Source organism: Tardiphaga sp. 20_F10_N6_6 (assembly GCF_052076045.1).
Classification (GTDB): Bacteria; Pseudomonadota; Alphaproteobacteria; order Rhizobiales; family Xanthobacteraceae; genus Tardiphaga; species Tardiphaga robiniae.
Genome location: NZ_CP197239.1, coordinates 5,933,937 through 5,960,494, shown reverse-complemented (window position 1 = coordinate 5,960,494; position 26,558 = coordinate 5,933,937). Strand labels below are relative to the sequence as shown.

The 26,558-nt window shown below is 61.3% G+C and carries 23 protein-coding genes; 6 read left to right on the top strand and 17 right to left on the bottom strand.

The features are described 5' to 3' along the window. Positions 1 to 62: 62 nt before the first annotated feature. From AB7813_RS28440 to AB7813_RS28415, 6 genes are all read right to left on the bottom strand, one after another. Complete coding sequence (locus AB7813_RS28440; protein ID WP_439063176.1) at positions 63 to 1,778, bottom strand: AMP-binding protein; 1,716 nt, start codon at positions 1,776 to 1,778, stop codon at positions 63 to 65. 27 nt (positions 1,779 to 1,805) lie between these two features. Then, positions 1,806 to 2,681, bottom strand: coding sequence for an ABC transporter permease (locus AB7813_RS28435; protein ID WP_120288836.1), 876 nt, complete (start codon positions 2,679 to 2,681; stop codon positions 1,806 to 1,808). After that, positions 2,678 to 3,634, bottom strand: coding sequence for an ABC transporter permease (locus tag AB7813_RS28430; protein WP_068737345.1), 957 nt, complete (start codon positions 3,632 to 3,634; stop codon positions 2,678 to 2,680). Before AB7813_RS28430 ends, AB7813_RS28435 begins: the two co-directional genes overlap by 4 nt. A 63-nt stretch (positions 3,635 to 3,697) precedes the next feature. Then, positions 3,698 to 5,251, bottom strand: a complete 1,554-nt coding sequence (locus AB7813_RS28425) for an ABC transporter substrate-binding protein (RefSeq protein WP_439063175.1) — start codon at positions 5,249 to 5,251, stop codon at positions 3,698 to 3,700. Between the two features lie 18 nt (positions 5,252 to 5,269). Further along, positions 5,270 to 6,292 carry an ABC transporter ATP-binding protein gene (locus tag AB7813_RS28420; protein WP_439064581.1) on the bottom strand — a complete coding sequence of 341 codons (1,023 nt, stop codon included), beginning with the start codon at positions 6,290 to 6,292 and terminating at the stop codon, positions 5,270 to 5,272. An 8-nt stretch (positions 6,293 to 6,300) separates the two neighbouring features. Then, positions 6,301 to 7,359, bottom strand: a complete 1,059-nt coding sequence (locus tag AB7813_RS28415; RefSeq protein WP_439063174.1) for an ABC transporter ATP-binding protein — start codon at positions 7,357 to 7,359, stop codon at positions 6,301 to 6,303. A gap of 349 nt (positions 7,360 to 7,708) precedes the next feature. Between AB7813_RS28415 and AB7813_RS28410 the strand changes: the two genes are divergently transcribed. Beyond that, a complete protein-coding gene (locus AB7813_RS28410; RefSeq protein ID WP_120288833.1) occupies positions 7,709 to 8,509 on the top strand; it encodes a GntR family transcriptional regulator in 801 nt (266 codons plus the stop codon). 559 nt (positions 8,510 to 9,068) lie between these two features. On the opposite strand, the gene AB7813_RS28405 is transcribed toward AB7813_RS28410, so the two are convergent. Beyond that, on the bottom strand, positions 9,069 to 9,305 hold the full coding sequence (locus AB7813_RS28405; RefSeq protein ID WP_439063173.1) for a hypothetical protein: 237 nt from the start codon (positions 9,303 to 9,305) through the stop codon (positions 9,069 to 9,071). A gap of 111 nt (positions 9,306 to 9,416) precedes the next feature. Beyond that, positions 9,417 to 9,596: a hypothetical protein gene (locus tag AB7813_RS28400; RefSeq protein ID WP_089268001.1), complete on the bottom strand. Its 180-nt coding sequence runs from the start codon at positions 9,594 to 9,596 to the stop codon at positions 9,417 to 9,419. A gap of 300 nt (positions 9,597 to 9,896) precedes the next feature. Here AB7813_RS28400 and AB7813_RS28395 point away from each other — a divergent pair, with 300 nt between their 5' ends. Then, on the top strand, positions 9,897 to 11,399 hold the full coding sequence (locus AB7813_RS28395; protein ID WP_439063172.1) for an aldehyde dehydrogenase: 1,503 nt from the start codon (positions 9,897 to 9,899) through the stop codon (positions 11,397 to 11,399). 191 nt (positions 11,400 to 11,590) lie between these two features. Here the strand turns inward: AB7813_RS28395 and AB7813_RS28390 are convergent, their stop codons facing one another. The 3 genes from AB7813_RS28390 to AB7813_RS28380 form a co-directional block, all read right to left on the bottom strand. Then, positions 11,591 to 12,571, bottom strand: a complete 981-nt coding sequence (locus AB7813_RS28390; RefSeq protein ID WP_439063171.1) for an aldo/keto reductase — start codon at positions 12,569 to 12,571, stop codon at positions 11,591 to 11,593. 20 nt (positions 12,572 to 12,591) lie between these two features. Then, positions 12,592 to 13,443 (bottom strand): SDR family NAD(P)-dependent oxidoreductase, encoded by an 852-nt coding sequence (locus tag AB7813_RS28385; protein WP_439063170.1) that lies wholly within the window; start codon positions 13,441 to 13,443, stop codon positions 12,592 to 12,594. Positions 13,444 to 13,544: 101 nt separating this feature from the next. Further along, complete coding sequence (locus tag AB7813_RS28380) at positions 13,545 to 14,621, bottom strand: substrate-binding domain-containing protein (protein ID WP_439063169.1); 1,077 nt, start codon at positions 14,619 to 14,621, stop codon at positions 13,545 to 13,547. Between the two features lie 129 nt (positions 14,622 to 14,750). On the opposite strand from AB7813_RS28380, the gene AB7813_RS28375 reads away from it, so the two are divergent. From AB7813_RS28375 to AB7813_RS28365, 3 genes are all read left to right on the top strand, one after another. Then, the gene (locus tag AB7813_RS28375; protein ID WP_439063168.1) at positions 14,751 to 16,235 is read left to right on the top strand and encodes an aldehyde dehydrogenase family protein; all 1,485 of its coding nucleotides are present in this window, start codon (positions 14,751 to 14,753) and stop codon (positions 16,233 to 16,235) included. Between the two features lie 97 nt (positions 16,236 to 16,332). Continuing rightward, complete coding sequence (locus AB7813_RS28370; RefSeq protein WP_439063167.1) at positions 16,333 to 17,046, top strand: glutamine amidotransferase; 714 nt, start codon at positions 16,333 to 16,335, stop codon at positions 17,044 to 17,046. Between the two features lie 152 nt (positions 17,047 to 17,198). After that, positions 17,199 to 18,692 (top strand): aldehyde dehydrogenase family protein, encoded by a 1,494-nt coding sequence (locus AB7813_RS28365; RefSeq protein WP_439082842.1) that lies wholly within the window; start codon positions 17,199 to 17,201, stop codon positions 18,690 to 18,692. A gap of 99 nt (positions 18,693 to 18,791) precedes the next feature. Here the strand turns inward: AB7813_RS28365 and AB7813_RS28360 are convergent, their stop codons facing one another. The 3 genes from AB7813_RS28360 to AB7813_RS28350 form a co-directional block, all read right to left on the bottom strand. Then, a complete protein-coding gene (locus AB7813_RS28360; RefSeq protein ID WP_439063165.1) occupies positions 18,792 to 20,309 on the bottom strand; it encodes an acyl-CoA synthetase in 1,518 nt (505 codons plus the stop codon). Between the two features lie 83 nt (positions 20,310 to 20,392). After that, positions 20,393 to 21,577, bottom strand: coding sequence for an ABC transporter substrate-binding protein (locus tag AB7813_RS28355; RefSeq protein WP_439084196.1), 1,185 nt, complete (start codon positions 21,575 to 21,577; stop codon positions 20,393 to 20,395). 50 nt (positions 21,578 to 21,627) lie between these two features. After that, complete coding sequence (locus AB7813_RS28350; protein ID WP_089268011.1) at positions 21,628 to 22,602, bottom strand: NAD(P)H-dependent flavin oxidoreductase; 975 nt, start codon at positions 22,600 to 22,602, stop codon at positions 21,628 to 21,630. A 96-nt stretch (positions 22,603 to 22,698) separates the two neighbouring features. Between AB7813_RS28350 and AB7813_RS28345 the strand changes: the two genes are divergently transcribed. Then, positions 22,699 to 23,589, top strand: coding sequence for a LysR family transcriptional regulator (locus AB7813_RS28345; RefSeq protein ID WP_439082843.1), 891 nt, complete (start codon positions 22,699 to 22,701; stop codon positions 23,587 to 23,589). On the opposite strand, the gene hydA is transcribed toward AB7813_RS28345, so the two are convergent. Genes hydA through AB7813_RS28330 form a run of 3 tightly spaced genes read right to left on the bottom strand, consistent with a single transcriptional unit; the run spans position 23,575 to position 26,558 of the window. Continuing rightward, on the bottom strand, positions 23,575 to 24,999 hold the full coding sequence (gene hydA / locus AB7813_RS28340; RefSeq protein ID WP_439082844.1) for a dihydropyrimidinase: 1,425 nt from the start codon (positions 24,997 to 24,999) through the stop codon (positions 23,575 to 23,577). The genes AB7813_RS28345 and hydA overlap by 15 nt on opposite strands. A gap of 48 nt (positions 25,000 to 25,047) precedes the next feature. After that, positions 25,048 to 25,773 carry a maleate cis-trans isomerase family protein gene (locus AB7813_RS28335; protein ID WP_068737385.1) on the bottom strand — a complete coding sequence of 242 codons (726 nt, stop codon included), beginning with the start codon at positions 25,771 to 25,773 and terminating at the stop codon, positions 25,048 to 25,050. Continuing rightward, complete coding sequence (locus tag AB7813_RS28330; RefSeq protein ID WP_439082845.1) at positions 25,770 to 26,558, bottom strand: ABC transporter ATP-binding protein; 789 nt, start codon at positions 26,556 to 26,558, stop codon at positions 25,770 to 25,772. Before AB7813_RS28330 ends, AB7813_RS28335 begins: the two co-directional genes overlap by 4 nt.

The following is a 26,558-nucleotide window of genomic DNA, read 5'->3' as shown; positions in this document are numbered from 1 at the left end:
GTGAACAATAGACGCGATCCGGGGTGGCATCATCCACACCCGGGGCCATGTAACGTTTCGATTTACTGCGGCGCGTTGGCGTCGAGTTCCTGCTTCTTCACCTTGCCGGTGCCGGTCATCGGCAGCGCGTCGATAATGCGGATCTCAGGCACCTTGTAGACGGCCATCCGTTCGGCACACCACGCCTGCAGTTCGGCTGCCGTAATGGTGCCCCTCTCTTCTGGCTTGAGCTGGATGAAGGCGACCGGCACTTGCCCCTTGCTGGCGTCTTCGCGACCGACCACGCCCGATCCGAGAACCTTCGGATGCTGACCGAGCAGCGCCTCGATCTCCGGCGGGAATACGCTCATACCCTTGACCTTCAGCATCTCTTTGCGACGACCGAGGAAATGCAGGAAGCCGTCGGTATCGATGGTGCCGATATCACCGGTGCGCAGCCAGCCATCGATCAACGACTCCGCTGTTGCTTCCGGCTTATTCCAGTAGCTCTTCAGCAGCGACGGCGTGCGAACGCGAATCTCGCCCTCGCCGCCGAGCGGCACGAGTTCACCTGTCTCGAAATCGGTGATCTTGAACTCCGCGCCGGGCACCGGGAGCCCAACGAAGATCGGCTGCGACAGCAGATCGAAATCATCATCCTGGAAGCCGGCCGTGAGGGTGTTGGATGTATGGGTCTCCGTCATTCCCCACGAAGCCTCCGTAAGGATCGTGCCCGTGAGATCCTTCCAGCGCTTGCGATAGGCCGGATTGAGCTTCTTCACGAAGGATACGACACGCACCTGATTAAGCGACGACAGGTCGAATTCCCCGAACCGCGGATGATCCATCAGCTCGACGGCGCCATCCACCGGCATCGCAGTGACATTGACCTTGTAGCGATCGATTGCCGACAGTGCCCCGATCGCATCCCAGCGCGCCAGCAGGACAAGCGTTGCGCCCGTAAACATCGGGAAGATCAGGCCGAAATTCTCGCCCGCAATCCAGAACTCCGGGAAGAACGACAGAAAGACGCTATCTTCATTGGCAACGACAGAGATGCCGTGATTGGCGGCGGCCGTATAGACCATATCGCGCTGGGTGTGCACGCAGCCCTTCGGCATGCCGGTGGTGCCACCGGTGTAATTCAGCGCAGCGATATCATCGAGCCCGGCGGGCGGCAGCGGCTTTGGCGCGGGCAGCGCAGCCAGCGCCGGTAACAGATCGGTCGCACCTGAGATGGCAATGCGCGGCGCACTGATCGAGTCTGGAACGGGAATGGTCGGCCTGGCCGGAAGCACATCCGCAAAACTGGTAACGATCACTTCGCGCAGCTTGGACTCGCTCCGCACCTGGTCGACCACAGGCGCCAATTGATCCAGCGCCACGATGACCTCGGCGTCGGTATCATTCAACTCGTAGGACAATTCGAACGCGCGTGACAGCGGGCTCACTGGCACATGAATGGCGCCGAGCTTGAGGATGCCGAAGAACACGATATGGAATTGCGGGCAGTTCGGCAGGAACACCGCGACACGGTCGCCCTTGCGGACGCCCTTCTCCATCAGCAACGCTGCGAAGCGATCACTCTGCGCGTCGAGTTCGGCATAGGTGGTGACGTGACCGTAAAAGATCACCGCAGGCTTTTCAGGATTACGCTTGGCCCACGCGCGCAAATATTCGGTGAGCGCCACCTCGCCATGCAGATATTGCGGCTTGTCCGGCGTGCCCTTCGGCCAGGCCTTAGCCCACAGCTCGTGCAGCATGGCGAGATATTCAGTTTCTTTGGCGCTTGCGGTCATCACCGTCTTCCTTGTTCTTGGTCTTGGTCAATTACGTTTCATGGTCGGGTCGAGCGCTACGCGCAGCGATTCACCCAGTGTGTTGAAGGCCAGTGCAGTGAACAGGATGGCGAGGCCGGGCGGATACATCTGCTCGGGCGCGATTTCCATGTTCTGATAGGCGCGCGCCAGCATCGAGCCCCAGCTCGGATCCGGCGGCTGGATGCCGAGGCCGAGGAAACTGAGGCTCGCTTCCGCCAGCAGCGCCGCGGCCAGCAACAGCGTGACCTGCACGATGACGGGCTGGATCGCGTTCGGCAGCACGTGACGCCAAAGAATGCGTGGCGTTGATCCGCCGAAGCAACGCGCGGCATCGACATAAAGCTCATTGCGCACCACCAGCGTGCGCGCCCGGACGAGGCGCGCCAGTTGCGGCGAAAACACGATGCCAACCGAGATCATGCCGTTCGTGAGGCCGATGCCGAGCGCACCTGTCACGGCGATCGCCAGCACGATGGCCGGGAACGACAGGAAGCTGTCGATAACACGGCTGATCACCGTATCGACCCAGCCGCCAAGATAGCCGGCGAGAATGCCGACAGGCACGCCGATCAGAACGGCGATCGTGACCGCAAGGAAGCTCGCATAGAGCGACGCCATACCGCCATAGATCAGGCGGCTGAGCGTATCGCGACCGAGATCGTCGGCGCCCAGCCAATGTTGAGTCGACATGGTCGCCAACGCCGCGTCGAGATCCTGTGCGGCCGGCGCGTATGGCGAGATCCACGGGCCGAGGACCGAGATCGTGAACAGCGCGACGAGGAAAGTCAGGCTGAAAGCGCCGCGTAGATCACTGACGAACCAGCGTACAAAACCCGAGAAACGTCCCGGCCGGCGCTCGGGCGCCATCACAGCATCCGTCATGATGAAATCCTCGGATCGAGGACGCTGTACAGAATGTCTGTGAGCAGATTGAGCGTGACGACAATCAGGACCATGGTGAACACCACGCCCTGCACCACGGGGAAATCGCGGTTCATCGCGCCGTTGACGATCAACCCGCCCATGCCGGGAATCGCGAACACGGCCTCGACCACGACGGTCGCCGCGAGCAGGCGGTTCGCGAGCAGGCTGACGACGGTGAGCAGGTTGACGCTGACATTCTTCAAGCCGTGACGCCACAGGATCGACGATGGCGGCAACCCCTTGGCGTGCAGCGTGCGAACCTGTTGCGACGACAGTATCTCGACGAGTGACGACCGCAATTGCCGCGCCACCTCGGCAATGCCTCCGGACGCGAGCGCTACCGCCGGCAGGATGGCATGACTGAGCGACGCCCACGGATCTTTCATGAGCGATACCGCACCCGTGGCCGGCAGCCAATTGAGCTGCAGCGAGAAGAACGCCACCAGCAGCATGCCGAGCCAGAAATTCGGCACGGCGACACCGAGTGAGGCAATCGCCATGACGAAGCCGTCGATCCACGAGCCGGGCTTGGTTGCCGCGGCAATGCCCAGGGGGATGCCGACCAACATCGCCATGAACAGCGCGAGTGCGACGATCAGCAGCGTATGCGGCAGGCAGCGCTGGATCGAGGTCAGCACCGCTTCGTTGGAAATCAGCGAGCTGGAGAGATCGCCATGCGCCGCCTTCCAGAGCCATGAGCCATATTGCAGCAGGAACGGCTGGTTCAGGCCATAGAGCTCGCGGATTTCGGCGATCCGCTGCTCCGACGCATTGTCGCCAGCAAGCGTCACCGCAACATCGCCCGGCACCAGTTTGAGCAGGCCGAACACGATGAAGGTCGACAGCACCACCACCGGGATTGCCTGCAGCAGGCGACGACCGATGATGCGGAGACGTCCGGAATTCAACATGCGCAATTCACACCAGTTAGGGACGCCGCGATGATCGCGGCGCCGGTTGCTGTGTCGGACGGATTAGCCGAGCGAGATGTTTTCGAATTTCGGCTTGCCGAGCAGATTGGGCTTGAAGCCCTTCACCTTGGCGGACAGCGCATCGAGTTCAAACTGGAATGCGAGCGGTGCCGACAGGGCGTTCTCCACCGTGAATTTCTGGATCTTGGCGAACACATCGGCGCGCTTGGCGAGATCTTCGCTGACACGGCTCTCCTGGATCAACTTCGACAACTCCGGCTCACCGCTGCGGCCCGCATTGTAATAAGCGCCTTTGTCGAAGCTCAGCCCGTAGGTCATGCTCGGATCCGGACGCCCGGTCCATGCCGAGACAAGAAGGTCGAACTTTTTCTCGGTGGCAAAGAACTGCGCGCTGATTTCGGCGATGGTGCCGCGGGTGAATTTCAGGCGGATACCAGCCTTGCCGAGCTGATCCTGGATCACCTCGCCACGCCGCACGGAATCCTGATCCATATAGCCGCCTATGGTCAGTTCGAGACCATCCTTGTAGCCGGCCTCGGCGAGCAGCTGCTTCGCTTTCTCCGTATTGTTGGGATACATCCCCGCGACGTCCTTGTTGAATGCCCAGTGCGAGCTCGGCAGCGTCATGCGCGCCGGTTCGCCAAGGCCGTTGAGCGCCGCCTTGACGAAAGCATCGCGGTCGAGCGCGAAGTTGATCGCCTGACGGACCTTGACGTTGTCGAGCGGTGCGCGGCCGTAATTGAAGTAGACCTGAATGCAATACAATGTCGGCGAGCTGACGGTTTCCAGATTCTTGGCGCGCTCGATCACCGGCTTCAATCGCGCCGGCAGCTGGAACGCCATATCGTTCTGGCCGGCGACGACCGAACGCAAAGCGGTAGCGTTTTCCGGAATGATGTTGAATTCGATGCCGTCCAGATAGGGCCGCCCCTGGCGCCAGTACTGATCATGGCGGGTGACGACGATGATCTCGTTGTCGTTCCAGCGTACGAATTTCCACGGCCCGGCGCCGACCGGCTTGCGGTCGGTCTCATTGCCGAGCGCCTTGATATTGGTCGGCGACACCATCATGCCAGCACGGTCCGACAGAATGGCCGGCAGCGCGGTGTCGGGATTCTTAAGCTTCAGCGTGACCTGCAGCGAACCGGTCACCTCAACCGCTTCCACGCTGGAGAGATCGGGCTTGACGTTGGAGCGCTGATCGGTGCGGTTGCGCTCGAGGTTGAATTTGACGGCCTCGGCATCCATCGGTGTGCCATCGTGGAATTTGATGCCGGCGCTGATGTCGAGCACCATGGTCTTCGGATCGGGGAACGCCCATTTCGCCATCCCCGGCTTCGGCTTCAGCGTCTCGTAATCCCACTCCACCAGCGTGTCATACATGGTCCAGAGGATGCTGTGGTCGGAGCCGGCGCCGCCGGTGGCGGGATCGAGCGACGACGGATTGGCCGGCGCGGCGACCTTCAGCACGCCGCCTTTCTTGGCCTCCAGCGCCCAAGCAGGCAGGCCGAGCGCGCCGGTGGCGGCAGCGCCGCCCATCAGCGCCAGCATGTCACGGCGGCGCAATGTTTGCTTGCCCAGATCAATTGTCTTCATTTGAAAATCTCCCGATGATTATGATGCGCGTTGCGCTTTTTGATTGTCTGGTGGTGGCCCGTCCGCCGTGGCGAAATGACAGGCCACGCGATGTCCCGGCTTGACGTCGCGCCAGGCTGGCACTTCTTTGGCGCAACGCGGTTGCACCGACGGGCAGCGCGTGCGGAAACGGCAACCCGATGGTGGTGCCACCGGGCTCGGAATTTCACCTTCGAGAATGATGCGGCGGTCGACCCGCAAATGCGACGGCAACGGGATCGGCTCGGCCGACAACAGCGCACGCGTATAGGGATGCAGTGGCCGCTCGACCACGTCCTCGGTCGGACCGAGCTCCATCAGCTTGCCGAGATAGGTGACGGCGATACGGTCGGAGATGTGCGAGACCACCGAGATGTCATGGGTGATAAACACATAGGTCAGGCCGAATTCGCGCTGCAGATCGGCAAACAGATTGAGCACGTCGCCGCGGATGGAGACGTCGAGCGCCGCCACCACCTCGTCGCAAACGATGACCTTGGGCCGCAACGTCAGCACGCGCGCGATGTTAACGCGCTGCTTCTGGCCGCCGGACAGCTGATGCGGATAGCGATCGGCGGCTTCGGCGGCAAGGCCGACGCGCTCCAGCACCTCGATGCCACGGCGATGGCGCGAGACATGATCGCCTTCGCCCATGATCTCCAGCGGCTCGACCACGCTGTCGATGATCGTCATGCGCGGATTGAGCGCGGCATTCGGATCCTGGAAGATAATCTGGTAATCGCGGCGGTGCTTGCGGAATGCGCTTGTGCTGAGGGCAGCCGGATCGGTGCCGTCATGCAGAATTTGGCCGTGGCTCGGCGGCAGCAGCGACACCAGCGCACGGCCGAGCGTGGTCTTGCCCGAGCCAGACTCGCCGATAATGCCGAAGGTCTCGCCAGCGCGGACCTCGAAATCCATGCCGTCGATCGCCTTGACTGTGTCGCGGCCATCGCGGGTCGGAAACAGGATCCGCAAGTCACGCACTGCGAGAATCCCGCCGCTGTCCCGCTTGTGGCTCCGCATGCCTGACATTAATTCACCGCTCCCGGCAGCACGAGTTCGGGAGCACGCCAGCAGCGCGCAGTACGACCGCTTTCGATCTCGACCATCGGCTGGCTCTGCTCGCAGCCTGCCACGGCATGCGTGCAACGTGATCGGAAGCGGCAGCCGGCCGGCATCGCATTCGGCGATGGCACACGACCTGGGATCGAGGCCAGCACGCCGCGGCGCGGGCTGAGGCTAGGCAGCGAGCGCAGCAGTCCGGATGTATAGGGATGACGTGGCCGCGTCAGCACGTCATCCACCGGCGCGTCCTCGACGACCTCACCGGCATACATGGTGATCATGCGGGTGCAGGTTTCGGCGACGACGCCAAGATCATGGGTAATGAAGATCAATGCCGTACCGGTGCGCTCGCTCAACGAACGCAAGAGATCGGTGATCTGTGCCTGCACCGTGACATCGAGCGCCGTGGTCGGCTCGTCGGCGACCAGCAGCTTCGGCTTGCAGATCAACGCCATCGCGATCATCACGCGCTGGCGCATACCGCCCGAGAGTTGATGCGGATATTCGTCGCAGCGGCGTTCCGGCGCGGGGATACCGACTTCACGCAACGCAGCGATGGCGCGCTCGCGCCCCTCCGCGCGACTGACCGGAAAATGGATGCGATAGGCTTCGCTGATCTGGTCGCCAACCGTGAAGACAGGATCAAGCGCGCTCATAGGCTCCTGGAAGATCATCGCAATCTCGCGCCCGCGCACGGCGCGCATGCGCCGCGGCGACAGCGTGGCCAGATTGGTTCCGTTGAACAGAATATCACCTTCGATCCGCGCCGATTGCGGCGGCAACAGTCGCAGCAGCGAGAGTCCGGTAACGGTCTTGCCGCATCCGCTCTCTCCGACCAGACCGACGCGCTCGCCCGGCGCGATGGTGAAATTTACGTTCCGGGTGATCGGCAATGCGCCACGCGCCGTCGCGAATGACAGCGAGAGATCGCGTACTTCCAGCAGCGGCTGCGGCGAAACGCCCGCGTCGGGCATTCCAGCAACGCGCGTTGCCGTGGGAGCGGAGATGTCGATCGCACCTGTCATTGCGCTTCGCCAGCCAGAACACGACCAATGACGCCGCGCCTCATCCGCTGCTGCAGGGTTTGCCGGTGCTGCACTTGCACATACGGATGAAAGCCGCAGACGCGTGTCTGTTGGGCTGTTGTCAGTCGGACATGCGCCGACGCAAACAGAGCCGCCATGTTCACCTCCCTTGCCATCCCTGTTCTGCAGATCTTGCATCGGGACGTTCCATCGCGGTCCGGCTTGAGCCGGTATGTATTGAAGCGACAGTAACCCAATGAAAGGTCATCGACTGTCAATTGTCAACAATTGACTTCTGCGGTAGACAGGACCGTATGACGCGGCAAGCGTGCATCGACAGGAGGCAGCCATGGCAGCGACACTTCGCAGGCCATTCAACGATAACCAGCACGACGTCGAACGGAGATTTGCACCGCGTACGATCCCCGACCAGGTTGCGGAGGAACTCGGTGCCGAAATCGTCTCCGGCCGTCGCAAAGCGGGCGAGCGTCTTGTCGAACTCGACCTCGCGCGCGATTTCGGCGTCAGCCGTGGCCCAATCCGTGAAGCGATCCGCATTCTCGAGCGCCGGCGCCTGGTCGACATCTTTCCGCGGCGCGGCGCCTATATCAGACCGCTGTCACTCAAATCGGTGGCTGACCTGTTTAATGTCCGCACCGCACTGTCGATGCTGGCGGTGCGCACCATGGCGACCACGCCGGTCGAAAGCTTCATCGACACACTGGCGCGCCGCTGCGACGAGTTGAGAGTCGCAGTCGAGGTCGATGATCCAATGGCTTTCGCACACACCACGACGCGCGCGGTAAAGACCATTGCGCGCGGCTCGGGCAACGAACTGCTCGTCGAACTGCTCACCGACCTTGCCAATCAAACCGTATGGGAAACCATATGGAAGACGCCGCTGGACTATCAGACCCGCGACATCCGCCGACTCAGCGCCGACCTAATGGCGTCGACATTGAAGGCGATCCGGCAGCGCAAGCCAAACGCTGCTGTCACACATCTCGGTCAGCTTCTGGAAAGTGATCGCGACCGCGCCTTGTCCACCCTATCGCGCATTCGCGGAGAGACATTCGACCTGAGTGCGCTAACACATAGCGATGGGCACGATATTATGCCGGCTGAGATTGCGCCTGCTCCGCGCGGATGAAATTCGACGGGTCGGCAGGCTCAGACGGCAGCTACCGCAATTCATCAGCGAAAACGTAACAGGCGATCGGAGAAGGACTGGTGCTCGCCATCAAGCTGAAGGCGCCGCTTTCGCCGGAGATCGTCGCCGCGGCCGGGTATTTGTGATATCACGAGAGACCGAAGCCGACGCAGATCGAAGAGCTGCGCAAGGAGCTCCGTACTGTCGTCGAGGTGTTCGGCAAGATGCAGTCCGCCCTGCGTCGCAGGCAACTGGGTGACGATCGGATCGCTGCCGACTGCACAACTGGAAACGATAAGCCGACAATGATGAAGGCCGCCTGACAGCCCAATCCACTGCTCTTGCTGCTCCACTGAACCCGAGCCGCGCTATCTGCGACTAATCGGTATGCCACATGCCCTGACACGCGCCTGGACGAGATTGATGGACTGGATCGAGAATGCCGTCCACTTCGTGGACTGGCTGACGGACGACCCATCCCCGACCAACAAATTTCTGGAAGAGCCGCCAATTAAGGAACGAGCCACACCGGACAAACGCTCGACACGCTAGCGCGACGTCACACGGATTTCAGTTGACCGAGACCGATCGCCGGCCACGGGAGCCGCGCCAGCTTGCTGGCGCATAGGGCAGCGCCGTGTATGCCGATGAGCGCCTCACCGGTGCGGCGCCACGCGACACGCGGTTCTTCGGCGCAAACATCCATCCGATCAGGCCAAGCGTTGTTTTGCACGCCGTCGCGGGCGTCGACGCTGCAATCGATGTCGACTTCAATCCAAATTGTCTGGGCATTCAAACCTCCATCCCGGAATTTCGATTACGCCAAAAGGGCGCTCCGAATCCCAGCCGAGATTGAATTTATACACCGCGAATCTTGTGGCGCACTTGCGCTGCATCAAGTCACCAATCAGTGCAGAACGGCGTGCGCCATCTGCTCATCGAACGGCCGTGCGGCCATCTGCGCACGCAGCTCGGCCAGTTCGGTCTCGAGTTGCTGATTGACAAGAATGAGTGCTGCCACGGTACCGCGGGTGTCGCCGTGGCAGGCGGCGATGAGATCGTCGACTTCCGCGTCTAACTTGGTCATTGAAAAAATCTCCTGCCGCGCTTTCGGTTGCCTTCAATAATCGGCTGAGCGTTGCATCAATATTAAACGATACCGGAGTCGTTGGCGTCATCGCCAACGTGCATGAATACCGGTTAAGAGCGCCTTTCCGGGCTCAAAGAATCCACAAGCGACTTTCTGCAATCGGTTTAAGCGACCCGTTTCAATCACCGCGCTGCAACCGCGCGTTGATCGCAAAATCACCTGTTTCTGATTAGTCATAGTCCGCCGAACCGGCTACCGCCGTCAGGCCGATCACGATGCAAATTCAAGGACATGCCAATGATGAACGATGGTCGCCCGTTCGGGCTTTATATCAATGGCCGGTTTCAGCCAGCCTCGACCGGCCGTACCATCAAGATCGAGAACCCGAAGGACTGCAGCCATCTGGCCGATGTCGCCGAGGGGGACGAAAAGGATATCGATCTGGCCATCGACGCCGCCGAACGCGCCGGCAAAATCTGGGCGGCGACACCGGGCGCGGTCCGCGGCGACATCATGCACCGGGCCGGCGAACTTCTGGCCAAAAAGCTCCCCGAACTGGTGACCATCGAGGTCGATCAGATCGGCCGCGCCCGCCGCGAAATGACCGCCCAGCTAGGCCGGCTGCCGGAATGGTTTCGCTATTTCGGCGCTCTGGCGCGCACTCATGAGGACACCGTGCCGCCGTTCGGCGGCAACTTCCTGAATTATACCCGCCGGGTCCCGCTCGGCGTCGTCGGCCATGTGACGCCATGGAATCATCCGTTGCTGATCCTCACCAAGAAGATCGCGCCGTCGATGGCGGCGGGCAATACGATGGTGGTGAAGCCGAGCGAATTGGCGCCGATCACACCTCTGCTGCTCGGTGATATCTTCAAGGAAGCCGGCGTGCCCGACGGCGTCTACAATGTCGTGCCCGGCTATGGAGCCACCGCCGGCAAGGCGCTGACCACCAGCAAGCGCATCAAGAAGATCGACCTCACCGGCGGCACCGAGACCGGCAAGATGGTGGCGTCCATGGCTGGCGCCAACCTCACCAAGGTCGCAGCCGAGCTTGGCGGCAAGGCCGCGGTCATCCTGTTCGATGATACACCCATCGAGCGCGGCGTCGCGGCGGCCCTGTTCGCCTCGTTCATCGCAACCGGTCAGACCTGCGTCCAGGGTGCGCGGCTGCTAGTGCAACGTTCCGTGCATGACACCGTGGTCGCCGAACTGGTGAAGCGCACTAACGCGATCCGGATCGGCGATCCGCAGGACATGGCGACGCAGATGGGCCCGCTGGTCTCGGCCAAGCAGCGCGAGCTGACCGAACGCTACGTCAAGATCGGACTCGAGGAAGGTGCGACGCTCGCCGCGGGCGGCAAGCGGCCGGACGGCAAGGCCTTCGAGAACGGCTATTATCATCAGCCGACGATCTTCACGAACGTGACTGGCAGCATGCGCATTGCGCAGGAAGAGATCTTCGGGCCGGTCGTCGTTGTGATCCCGTTCGACACCGAAGAGGAAGCCATCGCGCTGTCCAACGGCACCGAGTTCGGGTTGGCCACCTCGATCTGGACCCGCGACGTCACCCGCGCGCACCGCGTGGCACATCAGCTCGAGAGCGGCATCGTCTGGATCAACGACCACCACCGCATCGATCCCTGCTCGCCCTGGGGCGGCTTCAAGATGAGCGGCATCGGCCGCGAGAACGGCATTGTCGCCTATGAGGAATACACCCAGATCCAGAACGTGATCGTCAATCTCTCGGACGAGCCGTTCGACTGGTATGCCGATGATGGGCAGGAGAAGCGGTATAGCTGAGACGAACGTCGTTTCATTAGACAGGCAAGGCGCCCCTCCACTCGGTCGTCATACGCGGGCTTGACCCGCATATCCATCCTCGCCCAACGCTCGAACATGCGGCCTGAAGTTGGATTGCCGGGTCAAGCCCGGCAATGACGTGAGGAGGGGTGCGAGCGCATCACCATCGATTCTAGCTTTCTAAGCCAACACTAACCGAACCCTGCCACCGCATGCGGCACATAGGGCGCTTCGAGCGAGGCGATCTCCTCACTCGTCAGCTTCAACGACAGCGCCGCCACCGCATCGGTCAGATGCGCCGGCTTCGATGCACCGATGATCGGTGAGGTGATGCCTTTTTTCTGCAGCAGCCAGGCCATCGCGACCTGCGCCTGCGGAACGCCGCGCGCCTTGGCGACGGCAGCAACCTGCTCGACGATCTTGCGATCGGACTCCTCGGACTGCACATAGAGCGTCTTGCCGAATTCATCGGTATTTTGACGCTCGCTGGTCTCGTCCCAGGCCCGCGTCAGGCGCCCGCGCGCCAGCGGGCTCCACGGCATGACCGCGATCTTCTGGTCGGCGCAGAGCGGCAGCATCTCGCGCTCTTCCTCGCGGTTCAGCAGATTGACATGGTTCTGCATGCTGACAAATTCAGTCCAACCGTTCAGCCGCGAGGTATAGAGCGCCTTGGAGAATTGCCATGCATACATGCTGGACGCGCCGATATAGCGGACCTTGCCGGCTTTCACGAGGTCATGCAGCGCTTCAAGCGTCTCCTCGAGGGGCGTGTTCTTGTCGAGGCGATGGATCTGGTAGAGATCGATATAATCGGTGCCGAGCCGGCGCAGGCTGTGATCGACCTCGGTCATGATCGCCTTGCGCGACAGGCCTGCCCCGTTCGGTCCCGGCCGCATCCGGTTGAAGACCTTGGTCGCCAGCACCACATCGTCACGGCGCGTGAAGTCCTTCAGCGCGCGACCGACGATCTCTTCCGAGGTGCCATCCGAATAGACATTCGCCGTGTCGAAGAAATTGATGCCGAGCTCAATCGCCTGCTTGATCAGCGGCCGGCTCTTGTCCTCGTCCAGCGTCCATGCATGCGCGCCGCGATCGGAGACGCCATAGGTCATGCAGCCCAGACACAGACGCGAGACGTCCAGGCCGGTGTTTCCAAATTTCACGTAATCCACTGCGTTTCTCCCTTGTTATTCTATTTGTGTTTCACGAATTCGGCGAAGGCATCGGCATAATCGGGATGCCAGCGCGACAGCGCCGGTCGATTTTCCACGACGTCGCCGATGGCCCACAACATGCGGCGTTCGTCGAGTGCGCGCGGCACGTCGTTGTCCGGACACAGGATATAGAAGTCGCCGGCGTCGAGTCGTTGCATCATGAAGTCCACGGTCTGCTCGGCTGTCCACGCTGCATCCGGCTTCTCGCTGCGCCCGCCAACTGCGAGCGGCGTGAAGACAAAGCCGGGGATCAGCAGATGTGCGGAGACCTGACATCCCACGGTGTTGCGCAGCTCGTGCGCCAGCGCTTCGGTATAGGCTTTCACGCCGGCCTTGGAGACATTGTAGGCGGGATTGCCGGGCGGCGTTGTGATGCCCTGCTTGGAGCCCGTATTGATGATCAGGCCCGGCCGCTTGCGCGCGATCATGTCCACAGCGAAGGCCTGACAACCATTGACGATGCCCCACAGATTGACGCCGAGCAGCCGCTCCCAATTCTCGCGCGGACCGAGCGCCGAGGTCGGCACCTGAATGCCGGCATTGTTCATCAGCACATCGCAGCTGCCGAAACGGGCCTGCACATCGGCCGCGAGGCCGGTCATCGCGGCGACATCACTGACATCGACCGCGGCTGTCATCACATCGTCACGTCCGCCGCGCGCCACGCTGGCGATTTTGCCGGCCGCGTCCGTCAGGCGATCCTCGCCGAGATCGACAATGCAAATGCGCAGGCCCAGCCGCGTAAAGGCCGTCGCCGCGGCAAGGCCGATGCCCGAGGCGCCTCCGGTGATGACGGCAACAGAACCTGGGGACAGAGCGGGATGGGACATGATGTTCTCCGGTACCGGGAGGTTGCGTCCATGCATATAGCATCAACGCGCATCTTCGCATTTCACATGATCGCTAGCGATCGGCGTCCATCCGCGCATGACTACGATTTCTTCCCGTGAAACACCTCGTTCACGGTCTTGATCGCGCCGGTGTCCGACGCGGCATAGCCGGGCAGCTTGACCACCACGTCATGAAACTCTGCGCTGCGCAGCAATGCGAGGATATGCTGCATCGGTTCCTGATCGAGCAATGTCTCGCGGCAGACGAAATAGTAATCCTCGGTCAGCAGCCGCACGAAATCCAGCCCGAATTGCCGCGCCGCAGCCTCGACGCCGAAGGCCACGTCGGCCATGTCACTGGCAACATAAGCGGCGACTGCCGCATGAGTGAACTCCACCTGCTGATAACCATTGATCTGCTCGGGATCGATCTTGTGTTGGCGAAGCAGCTGATCGAACAGCAACCCCGTACCGGAATCCTGATCGCGATTGACGAAGCGGATCGCGGGATTGATCAGCGCTTCCATCGATGTGATGCGCAGCGGATTGCCGGGCTTCACCATGAGGCCCATTTCGCGGGTCGCGAAACCGACGACGCGATGGACGCGGTTGTCGACCCACTCCTTGCAGGCATTGACGCTGCGCTTGCGCAATTCGCCGCGCGGCAGATGCACGCCGGCGAGATCGCAGGTGTTATGCGCCAGCGACACCAGCGAGGTCTGGTTGCTGACATAGCGTAGATCGATGCCCGTGCCCGCCGTGGTGTTCAGCATCTCGCGCAATTTCGACACGGCAAAACCGTGACTGGCATGAACGCGGATGACCGCAGGATGGTTGGGCAGCAGCTCCTTGAGTTCGGTCGCCAGTTCCTGCGCCAGATTGTCGAGCTGCGGTCCGAGCCGCGCTTCCAGCCGTTCGCCGGCCCAGACCAGTTTCTCGCCAAATGCCGTCAGCTTGGTGCCCTTGCCCTTGCTCCGCTCGACCACCGGCACGCCGAAGAAGGCCGACCAGTCATTCACCAGGCTCCACGCATGGCGGTAGGACAGCTGGTTGCTGCTGGCCGCGAGCGTCAGCTTGCCGGTTTCGTTGATGTCCTTGAGAAAGCCGAGCATCACCGATGTCGGCTGGCGCGAACCCGGCTTGCGGAATCGCCAGATGGTTTCGATATCGATGCGCATCGTGCTTCCTATCGCCCTGCCACCTATGTTCGCGATTGCATATGTGCCGCCGCGCCGTGACTCACGTTCTCATATTTACTGTCAATGCCCCTCCTGATCCGATCGTCGAAACATCGGGAGGTATACACTATGCCAGAGATCTCACATGCTGATCTTGCCATTTCTGCATCGTCGAAACTGACGCGCAAACGGCTCCTCATCGACGGCCAGCAGGTCGAGCCGTTGTCCGGCCGATATTTCGATGTCCTCAATCCCGCGACGGGCGAGATCATCGCCGTCGTCGCCGAAGCCGACAGCGGCGATATCGACCGTGCGGTCCGCGCGGCGCGCAGGGCGCTCGAGGGTCCGTGGGGCCGCATGCGCGCGGCCGATCGCGGCCTCGTGCTGCAGCGTTTCGCACAACTGCTGGAAGATCACGCGCAGGAACTGATCGCGCTGGAAAGTCTCGACACCGGCAAGCCGCTCGCCGCCGTGCAGCGCCAGGACCTGCCTGCCGCCATCGACACGCTGCGCTACTATGCGGGCTGGGCCGACAAGATCAACGGACAGGTGATCCCGGCGCGCCATGATGCACTGACCTATACGGTGCGTGAGCCGATCGGCGTCGTCGGCGCCATCGTGCCATGGAATTTCCCGCTGATGATCGGGATGTGGAAGATCGCACCGGCGCTGGCCTGTGGCTGCACCGTCGTGCTGAAGCCGGCCGAGATCACGCCGCTTTCGGCACTGCGGATTGGCGAACTGGCACTGGACGCCGGCCTGCCGCCGGGCACGCTGAATATCGTGCCGGGATTTGGCAAGACCGCCGGCCGTGCCATGGTCGATCACCCCGACATTGACAAGATCACCTTCACGGGATCGCCGACCGTCGGCCGAGAAATCCTCGCCGGCGCTGCCGGCAATCTGAAGCGCGTCACGCTCGAACTCGGGGGCAAATCGGCCAATGTGATCTTCGACGACGCCGATCTGGATTCCGCCACCAAGGCCGCCGCTTCCGGCATCTTCTTCAATTCCGGCCAGGTCTGCTCGGCCGGTTCGCGCATTCTCGCGCATGCGTCGGTCTATGACGAGGTCGTGGAGCGCATGACGACCCGCGCCAAGGCCATCCGCGTCGGCGATCCCACGCAGTCCGGCACGACGATGGGACCGATCGTCTCGGAACTGCAGATGAAGCGGGTGCTGGACTATGTCGATATCGGCACCAAGGAAGGCGCCATCGTGACGATCGGCGGTACACGCATCGGCGATCGCGGCTATTTCGTCGCGCCTACGGTGTTCGCCAATGTCGAACACGAAATGCGCGTCTCGCAGGAAGAGATCTTCGGTCCCGTCGTCAGCATCATCAGATTCTTCGATGAGGCTGATGCCATCAGCAAGGCCAATGGCACGAAATACAGCCTCGCCGCCGGTGTCTGGAGCTCGGATATCGGCCGCGTGCAGCGCTTCGCCAAACAGGTGAAGGCAGGCACAGTCTGGATCAACACCTATGGCTATACGGATGTCCGGCTCCCCTGGGGCGGCTCACGCGATTCCGGCTTCGGCCGCGAGCATGGCGATGCGGCGCTTGAGAACTTTACCGAGCCGAAGGCCGTCTGGATGAATCTCAACGTCTGAGGCACCCAGCGCATCCTTGCGCCACACAATTGGCTGTTGATCGTTATATTCTTATGGATATAACGATTGCCGGTCAATTGCGTGTGAGCCCTTCTTCATGAACCGTCACCGGCGTTCTGCCGTCGCCCTGCGTCATGTCGCTTTCGAGGACCTGGGCCTGCTGTCGTCGGTACTGGATCGTGAGGGATGGGACGTCTCGTTCTGCGATGCCGCCATTGATGACGTCTCCCACCGCTCCATCGAAGATGCCGACCTCCTGATCGTGCTGGGCGGCCCCATCGGCGTCTATGAGGCCGACGCCTACCCGTTCCTGACACGTGAGATCGCCCTGCTGGAACGGCGTCTCGCGCAGGGGCGCCCGACGCTCGGCATCTGCCTTGGCGCACAATTGATGGCCCGCGCACTCGGCGCCCGCGTCTATGCCGGCGATATCAAGGAGATCGGCTGGGGCCAAGTATCCCCGACCAAGCAGGGCGCGGCCTCATGCCTCGCGCCGCTGGCGGAGGATGGCGCCAGCGTTCTGCATTGGCATGGCGACACCTTCGATCTGCCGGAGGGCGCCATTCGCCTCGCCTCGAACGACGCCTATGACAACCAGGCCTTTGCCTATGGTCGCCATGCACTGGCGCTGCAGTTCCATCTCGAAGCCGATCCACGGCAGCTCGAGGAATGGTATGTCGGTCACGCGGTCGAATTGGCCGCCGCCGGCATTCCCATCGCGCAGCTGCGTTCAAACACCGCTGCCGTCGCCAACCGACTGCCAGTTCAGGCCGATCGCATTTTCACGCGCTGGATCCGCGAGATCGGTTGAACGATTCCAGACGCGAATTCACGATCGTGAATTGGTCGCGAAGATCACCCATGCAGAACGCTGCAGATTCCCCGCCTTTACCCGTTTCGTGAAAACGATATATTTCGCGCGCTACAACGACACTTCAAACAAACGTCCGGGAGGATCACATTATGGGCTTGATGCAGCCAATCTCTGCCACCGCGCACCCTTACGCGAACGGCTCCTACAAGCAGATGCTGATCGACGGCAAATGGGTCGATGCGAAGTCGGGCAAGAAATTCGAGACGCATAACCCCGCTACCGGTGAGCTGCTAGCCACCGTCGCCGAAGGCGATGCTGGGGATATCGACCTTGCGGTCGCCGCCGCCCGCCGCGCCTTCGAAGGTCCGTGGAGCAAGGCCAAGCCCTATGAGCGCCAGGCGCTGCTGCTGAAATTCGCCGAGCTCGTCGAGAAGCATTTTGACGAACTCGCTTTGCTCGATACGCTCGATATGGGCGCGCCTGTCATGCGCACCTTCGCGGGCAAGCAGCGCATCCTCGGCATGCTGCGCTTCTATGCCGGCCAGGCCACGCTGATCTATGGCGAAACCATCGAGAATTCGCTGCCGGGCGAAATCTTCTCCTACACGCTGAAGGAGCCAGTCGGCGTCGTCGGCGCGATCATTCCGTGGAACTCGCCGCTGTCAGCCAGCATCTGGAAGATCGGCCCTGCTATCGCCACCGGCTGCACCATCGTGCTGAAGCCAGCTGAAGAAGCCCCGCTGACCTCGCTACGCCTCGGTGAGCTGGCCTTGGAAGCCGGCTTCCCGGCTGGCGTCATCAACGTCGTGCCGGGCTATGGCGAAACCGCCGGCGCCGCGCTGGCCTCGCATATGGACGTCAACAAGGTCGCTTTCACCGGTTCCCACTTCACCGGCCAGTCGATCATCCGCGCCTCGGCCGGCAACCTCAAGCGCGTGTCGCTCGAGCTCGGCGGCAAGTCGCCGAACATCGTGTTCTCCGATGCCGATCTCGATGCGGCTGTTCCTGGCGCTGCCATGGCGGTGTTCGCAAATTCCGGGCAGATCTGCAGCGCCGGCACCCGCCTGTTCGTCGAAAAGAGGATCTATGACGAATTCGTTGGCCGCGTCGCCGAATTCGCTGGGAAGTTAAAGGTCGGTAATGGTGCCAACCCCGACACCCAGCTCGGGCCATTGGTCTCCAAGGAACAGCTCGACCGCGTCACCGGCTATCTCACCACCGGAAGCGGCGAAGGCGCCAAGGCGCTGTCCGGCGGTGGCCGCCTGATGGACGGCGAACTGTCGAAGGGCTTCTTCGTGCAGCCGACCGTGTTCGCCAACGTCCAGGACAGCATGAAGATCGCGCAGGAAGAGATCTTCGGGCCGGTGATCTCCGCGATCTCGTTCACCGACATGGACGAGCTAGTGCAGCGCGCCAACAACACGACCTTCGGTCTCGGCAGTGGCGTCTGGACCAGGGATGTCAGCAAGGCGCATCGCCTCGCGAAGTCCCTGCAGGCCGGCTCGGTCTGGATCAATTGCTATCAGGCGATGGATCCTGCCGTGCCGTTCGGCGGCTACAAGATGAGCGGCTATGGCCGCGAGTCCGGCGTCCATCACATCAACGAATATCTGAACATCAAGGCGGTCTGGATCAACACCTGATCGCCGCTGTCCTCGAAAGAGAAAAGGCGCCGAGCAACGAGCTCGGCGCCTTTTCTTTGCGCCGTCATTGCAAGGAGCCGTTGCGACGAACATTGGCGATTAAGCAGCCGGCGCGGCACCGTATCGATCGCGCAGCTTGCGCTTGAAGATCTTGCCGGTCGACTCGCGCGGCAGCGCCGTGTGGAAGTGGATTTCCTTCGGCACCTTGAAGTTGGCAAGCCGCTGCTTGAGATAGGCTTGGATCTCGGACGAGGAGAGCTGCGTATCATCTTCGAGTTCGACGCAGCCCACCAGTCGTTCGCCGAATTCGTCGTCGGGCACGCCGAACACCGCGCAGTCCCGCACGCCGTTCATGCCGATCAGCGTGTTCTCGATCTCGGCGGGATAGATGTTGACGCCGCCGGAGATGACCATGTCGCGCTTGCGATCACACATGAAGAGATAGCCGTCCTCGTCGAGATAGCCGACGTCACCGACGCTGATCAGGCCCTCGCGGCCGGCTTCGGCCCGTGCGTCGGGGCGGCCCTGATAGTCGAAATCCGGCACCGAGGTCTGCCGCATGAAGATTTCACCGGGCACATTGACCGGACATTCCTTGCCGTCCGCATCGAAGATCTTAACCATGCCCCCCTCGATGGTGCGACCGACGGTGCCCGGCTTCCTCAGCGCCTCCTCCGATGAATGCCAGATCGGTACCCCGGTTTCGGTGGAACCGAGATATTCGTTGATCACCGGTCCCCACCACGCAATCATCGCCTGCTTGACATGGATCGGGCACGGCGCTGCGCCATGGATGATGAAGCGCAGCGACGACAGGTCGTAGCGCGACTTCACCTCGTCCGGCAGACGCAGCAGCCGCACGAACATAGTCGGCACCATATGCATGTTGGTGATGCGGTGCTTCTCGGTGAGCTGCAGCAGATCCTCGGGATCGAAACGCGGTTCGAGCACGATCGTGCTGCCATGACGGAATGCCATCAGCCCGTAGGAGCTTGGCGCCGAGTGATACATCGGCCCGTTCATCAGGATGATCTGATCCTCGTTCGGCTTCAGCCCATAGGCGATGCCGCCGACGCGCTCGGATGCCGCAGCCTGTTCCGGCGTCATGGCCGCGCGGGTCACGCCCTTGGGACGGCCCGTGGTGCCCGACGTGTAGAACATGGTCAGCGCGCGCTTGGGAACGTTCTCCATCGGCGCATGCAACTCGCGCCAGACATCGAAGTCCGTGGCGCCTGCAGGCACCTCGGTCGCAGCTTCGGCAACACCATAGGCGACTGCGATCTCCGGCGGCGTGCGGACGATCAGGATCGGAAATCCCGCGGGCAAATTATCTTTGATCTGCGGCAAAAGATCAGCGTGGCAGACCAGCAGTTTCGCACCGCTGTCGGCGAGGATGTAGCTGACCTCCTCACCTTTAAGGTGCCAGTTGATCGGGACCACACGCGCGCCGAGCGCACCTGCGCCGAACGCCGTCTCGAACAGCGCGAAATCGTTGCGCAGCATCATGCCGACCGGCGCATCGGCGCCTGCACCGAGGCTCTTGAACCCGGTCGCCACCTTGGCGATGCGCTGCATGATGTCCGGATAGCTGATCGCCCGGTCGCCGCTGATAATCATTGTCCGCCCTTATATTGTTCTTGAATCGATCGAAGCCATCGCTGGCTTCGATCCTTGTTCTGTCGATGTGATGGTACAGATGCTCACTGGTCGTCGAGCAATTCGCCAAAGCCTTCCCAGTTCTTGCCGTTGAAACGGCGCAGCCGCAGTTGCTGGAACGAAAGATAGTCATCCTTGTCGGTATTGACCGTGACGCCCGACAGCAACAGCGGCAGCTTGACGTTCTTCATCGACGTCGCCTGACGCAGGATATTCTCCCGGCTGACGTCATCGCCGCACGCTTTCAGGATATGCGTGATGAGATGCGCATTCAGGAATCCGGTTGCATAATTGGTGTTGCGCGGATCAGCTGACGGCAGGCTCTCTTTCATGAAAGCGAAATAGGCCTTCACGTCCTCGTCGTTGGCCCATGACGCGTCATTGATGTCTTTCTGATAACTCGACGTGATCAGGCCGGTGGCGTTGTCCAGACCTGCCGGCTCCAGAAAGGTGATCGACGAAGCGGACGTGGGGACGAACATCAGGTCCGGCTTCCAGCCGATTTCCGCAGCGCCCTTGATCATCTGCGACGAGAATTTGCCGACCACCGCGCCAAACAGCACATTCGCGCCGGACGATTTGAGCGCCGCAAGCTGCGACGAGATCGTCGGCGCACTGGTCTCATAGGTCGCCTCGGATACGATCATACTGGCGGCCTTGTCGCCCAGCGCACGTTTAAAGCCAGCCACATAGTCTTTGCCGAGATCGTCGTTCTGCGCGAGAATGGCGATCTTGGCACCCGGCTTGGTCTTCAACACGTGCTTGGCGTAGACAACGCCTTCCGATTCATAGGCGGCCATGCCCGGCATGGTCCACGGAAAACCTTTCGGATCCGCCCATTTGGTCGCGCCTGATAGCACGAACAGCTGCGGAATTTTCTTGCTGTTCAAATAGCGATGCACCGCGTTGTTGGTCGCGGTGCCGAGCGTCCCGAACATCATCAGAACCTCATCCTGCTCCACCAGTTTGCGGGTCTGCTCCACGGTCTTCGGCGGCGAATAGGCGTCATCGAGACTGATGAACTTGATCTTGCGCCCGTTAATGCCGCCTTCGGCGTTGAGCTTGGCAAAATAGGCTTCCTGCGCGCGGCCGATCACGCCGAAGCCCGAGAGCGGCCCGCTATAGGGAAGCGTCTGCCCGATCTTGATCTCTTCCTTGCTGTTGGCCGCAGCTTGCGTCGGCGCATTCACGCAGACGGCAAAAGCGAACAGCCCAAGCGTCCTCAGCATGACTGATGTCATGATTGTCTTCTCCCCGTTATATTTTTATCGGGCCGCGCTTATGCGCGTGCCCGTCTCGCAAAGTCTCCGGTCGCTTCCGCATATTCGCGCTTCAGGCGGTCCACGAGTTCTGCCACCGGGGGAGCATCAACGATCTGGCCGATACCCTGGCCGCAACCCCAGATGTCCTTCCAGGCCTTGACCTTCATGTTACCGCCGGAGCCGAAGTTCATCTTGGTCTTGTCAGCCACCGGAAGATTGTCGGGATCGAGGCCGGCGGCTGCGATGGACGGGCCGAGATAGTTGCCGTGAATACCGGTGAACAGGTTGGTGTAGACCGTGTCATGCGCGGCGAATTCGGTCAGCGCCTTCTTGTAGGCCGGGTCGGCATTAGCTTCTTCGGTCGCAATGAAGCGCGTGCCCATATAAGCGAGGTCTGCGCCGAGTGCGAGCGCCGACGCAATCCCGTAGCCGTCGGAGATTGCACCAGATACCAGCACAGTCCCCTTGAACCACTGCTTCACTTCGCGCACCAGCGCGAAGGGTGACAACGTACCGGCATGACCACCGGCACCGGCGCAGACCAGGATCAGGCCATCGACGCCCTGCTCGGCTGCCTTGCGCGCATGCTTGACGTTGATAACGTCATGAAACACGACGCCGCCATAGGAATGCGCGGCCTCGACGATCTCCGAGGGCGGGCGCAACGAGGTGATGATGATCGGAACCTTGTGCTTCACACAGGTTTCCATGTCCTTCATCAACCGGTCGTTGGACGCGTGGCAGATCTGGTTGACCGCATAGGGCGCGACCTTCTTGCCGGGATTCTTCGCTTTGTATTCGCCGAGCTCATCCTCGATGCGCGTCAGCCACTGATCGAGCACTTCCACCGGCCGCGCATTCAGCGCTGGAAACGAACCGACGATACCGGCCTTGCATTGCGCAATGACGAGTTCAGGACCGGAGACGATGAACAGCGGGGAACCGAGCACAGGCAGCTCGAGGGTGCCATCGAGAGCTTTGGGGAGCGACATAAGCGTTTCCTTATATTTTTTATAACCGAACTATAGGGGTTGACCGCCCGTGCGTGTTGTTCGAATTTGAACAATTGGCCTTCCGGATTTGATCACATGGACTGGGATCTCTGTCGCACCTTCAATGCCGTGGTCGACGCCGGAAGCTATCTCGGCGCGTCCAGGCAGTTGCGCACCAGCCACCCGACCGTGAGCCGCGAGGTCGCGGCGCTGGAGAAGCAACTTGGCACCAAGCTGTTCGTGCGCTCCGACGAAGGGCTGGTGCTGACTGCCCGCGGGCGGCGCTTTCATGAGAGCACCAAAGCGATGGCCGAGGCCGCGCTGAAAGCAGAAGCTGCCGCCGGCGCGTCGGGCCAGAGCGCACGCGGCGTGGTCAAGGTGTCGATCGGACCGACGCTGGCGAATTTCTGGCTGATGCCGCATATCGGCGCTTTCATCCGCCAGCATCCGCATGTCGAGATCCAGCTGGTGACGCATCCCTTCCCGGTCAGCGTACGCAAGCGCGAAGCCGACATCGTGCTGCGGCTGTATCAGACCGGCGACGAAAATCTCACCGGACGGAAAATCGCCAAGCTCGGCGTTGGCTTCTACGCCTCGCGCGATTACGCAGCGCGATGCCCGCTGCCCGAACAGCGGGCCGCTTGGAAGGACCACACTGTCATCGGCTTCGCCGACAAATCGTCGAATTCCGAACTCGGACGCTGGAGCGACCACATCACCAAGGACGCCACCGTCGCCATCCGCTGCTCGTCGCAAGCGGATATGCTTGCAGCCGTCCGCGCAGGAATTGGCATCTGCGTGCTGTCATGCATCGTCGGCGACGCCCATGCGGATCTGATCCGCGTGGCACCGCAGAAGCTGGCCAGCCTCTCTGATATCTGGCTGCTGGCGCATCCGGACCTCGTCGATCAGCCGTCGGTGCGCGCCGTACTGGAATTCATCACGGCCTGCGCGCGCGACGACCGCGCGCTGTTACGCGGCCGATGATGTCGCACCCTTGCCGGGAAATGGCGCCGCACGGCTGACATAGCGTCCCTCGCCTTTTTCGCCGACGAGCTTGCCGTCGCGCGTAACGAATTTCCCGCGCAGCATCGTTGCCACCGGCCAGCCCGTAATCTCCAAACCTTCATAAGGCGTGTAATCGGCGCCGTGATGCAGGTTCGCCTGGGTGAGCGTTGCTTGGCGCTTCGAATCCCACAGCGCGATATCGGCATCGTAGCCGATGGCGATGGAGCCCTTGCCGGTGAGGCCATAGGTCTTCGCATGATTGGTCGAGGTCAGTGCCACAAACTGGTTGAGCGTGATGCGGCCCTTGCTGACACCTTCCGAGAACAGGATCGGAAGGCGCGTCTCGACACCGGGAATGCCGTTCGGAATCCAGCGGAAGCTGGTACGCGCGTTGGGTGGTTGCTTGCCCTGCACGTCGTCATAGCGAAACGGGCAATGATCCGACGAGAACAGGGAGAATACGCCCTGCTGCAAACCTTCCCAGCATGCCTGCTGGCTGGCGAGATCGCGCGGTGGCGGCGAGCAGACATATTTCGCGCCCTCCATACCCAGATCCTTCAGATCCTCTTCGGTCAGCACGAGATATTGCGGGCAGGTCTCGCCATGGATCGTCAACCCGCGCATCTGAGCGCGGCGGATCTCTTCCATGGACTCCCGATTGGAGACATGAACCACCACCATCGACACATCGACCAGTTCCGCCAGCGAGAGAGCCCGGTGCGTGGCCTCGCGCTCAACGACGATAGGCCGCGACTTGGCGTGAAAATACGGGCCGACATTGCCGTCGCGTTCGAGCTTGTCGACCAGAAAGCGGATGGCGTCGTAATTCTCCGCATGAACCTGAACCAGTGCACCGGATTCACGCGCCACGGCCAGTACCTGCAGGATCTGCAGATCGCTCAGCGCGAGGTCTTCATAGGTCATGAAGACCTTGAGCGAGGTGTAGCCATCGGCGATCAAGGCTGGCAGTTCCTGCCCGAGTACCGCTTCACTGGGATCGGCGATGATCAGGTGGAAGGAATGATCGATATGGCAATTCTGATCGGCAAGCGTGTGATAATTCTTCAACGCCTCGCGGATCGGTTGGCCCTTCGCCTGCAGACAGTAAGGCATCACGAAAGTGTTGCCGCCGAAGGCTGCGGCGCGCGTGGCGCTTTCGAAATCGTCGGCCATGACGATGCCGGGGCCGGATGGTTGCGCAATATGAACGTGGCTGTCGATACCGCCGGGCAGCACCAGCAGACCGGTTGCATCGACCGTCTCGGTCGCGTCGGTCAGCGCTTCGCCGATGGCAACGATGCGGCCGTTCCTGATGCCGACATCGGCTTTGGTGGTTTCGCTTGCGGTTGCAATGGTGCCATGACGAATGACGGTATCGAAAGCGGTCATGAGCAAAACCTCATCAATTAAGCAACGCAGGTTGCATACAGACAAATACTAGACTTGCTGAAACAGCGATCCCCATTGGGTGACGCGTTTGGTATCGACGCCAGCCATCTTCAGGCATTTCCAGACCACCGTGGCAATGGTGTCATAGACCGGAATGCCCGTCTCCCTTTCCAGTTTCGCCGCGGATGGTGCAACTCTCAAATTGGTGCAGATGATCGTGATAGCGTCTGGCTTTTCCTTGGCCACGTCCCGCGTCATATCCTCAAGTTGCACAACGGGCACTTCGGAGAACGAGAAGTTATCCTGCAGACCGAGATGGCGTTCGCCCTGGCACGCAAAGCCCAGCTTTTCATAATTCTCCAGAATCTTGGCCTGAACGTCGTCCAGATATGGCGTCACGTACCCCAGACGCTTCACCTTTTGATGTTCAAGAATCTCATTGAGAGCCAACATCGACGTCGTCGCAGGAATCCCGGTTGCTGCGGTGATCTGCTCACACAGGCGGACATCCGCCTCAAAGCCGAGCCAGCCAGAGGATGTTCCATTCCAGCCGATGACATCGACCTTCGCATGAGCCAGCAATTCTGCGGCCCGCAGGATTTCCGAATTGTCGAATTGGGCGAGCGCCTTGTTCGACAGCGCGATCTCCGTGACCTTGAAACGCGAGAAATGCGCCGAGACTTCGGGCAATTCGCCAAGCATGGCAGTCGTGATCGGCTCCAGCGCCGTGTTCGACGAAGGCGTCAGCATTCCGAGAAGCACACGTTTGGTCATGGATGATCCAGAGTTTCGAGGAATGGTTTCGTCCGTTCAGATCGAAGCAGATCGAGAACGTGACGTTTGATTTCGTTGAACTGCGGGCTGGTGATGTCGCGTGGCCGCGGCAGGTCCAACGGGATGATTTCGCGGATACGCCCCGGACGGGCGCTCATCACGGCAACATGCGTGCCCAGCGTCAGTGCTTCGTCGATGCCGTGCGTGACGAAAACGATCGTGCCTTGGTGTTCCTGCCAGATCCGGACGAGTTCATTCTGCATATCCATCCGGGTCTGCTCATCGAGCGCGCCGAACGGCTCATCCATCAGGATGACCTGCGGATTCATCAGCAATGCACGGGCGATGCCGACACGCTGATTCATGCCGCCTGACAGTTCGGACGGATAATGATTTTCAAATCCCGTGAGCCCGACCATGTCGATATAGCGCTGTGCTGTTTCGCGGCGCACGGCCTTCTGGCCACCGCGCAGCAGCAGGTGGAAGCCGACATTCTCCCAGACCGGGAGCCACGGCATCAGGTTGGCCTGCTGAAACACCACGCCGCGCTCCGAACCGGGCGCCGTGATCAATTGACCATCGACGGTGACGGTGCCGGATGACGGCTTCTCGAAGCCTGCGATCATATTGAGAAGCGTGGACTTGCCGCATCCGCTGGGGCCGAGCAGACAGAGAAACTGATTCTTCTCCACCTTGATATTTATGTGGTCGAGAGCCGTGACATCGGCCTTGCGTTTCGCGTCCTTGAAGATTTTGGAGACACCGGAGATTTCGATCGTCGCCAT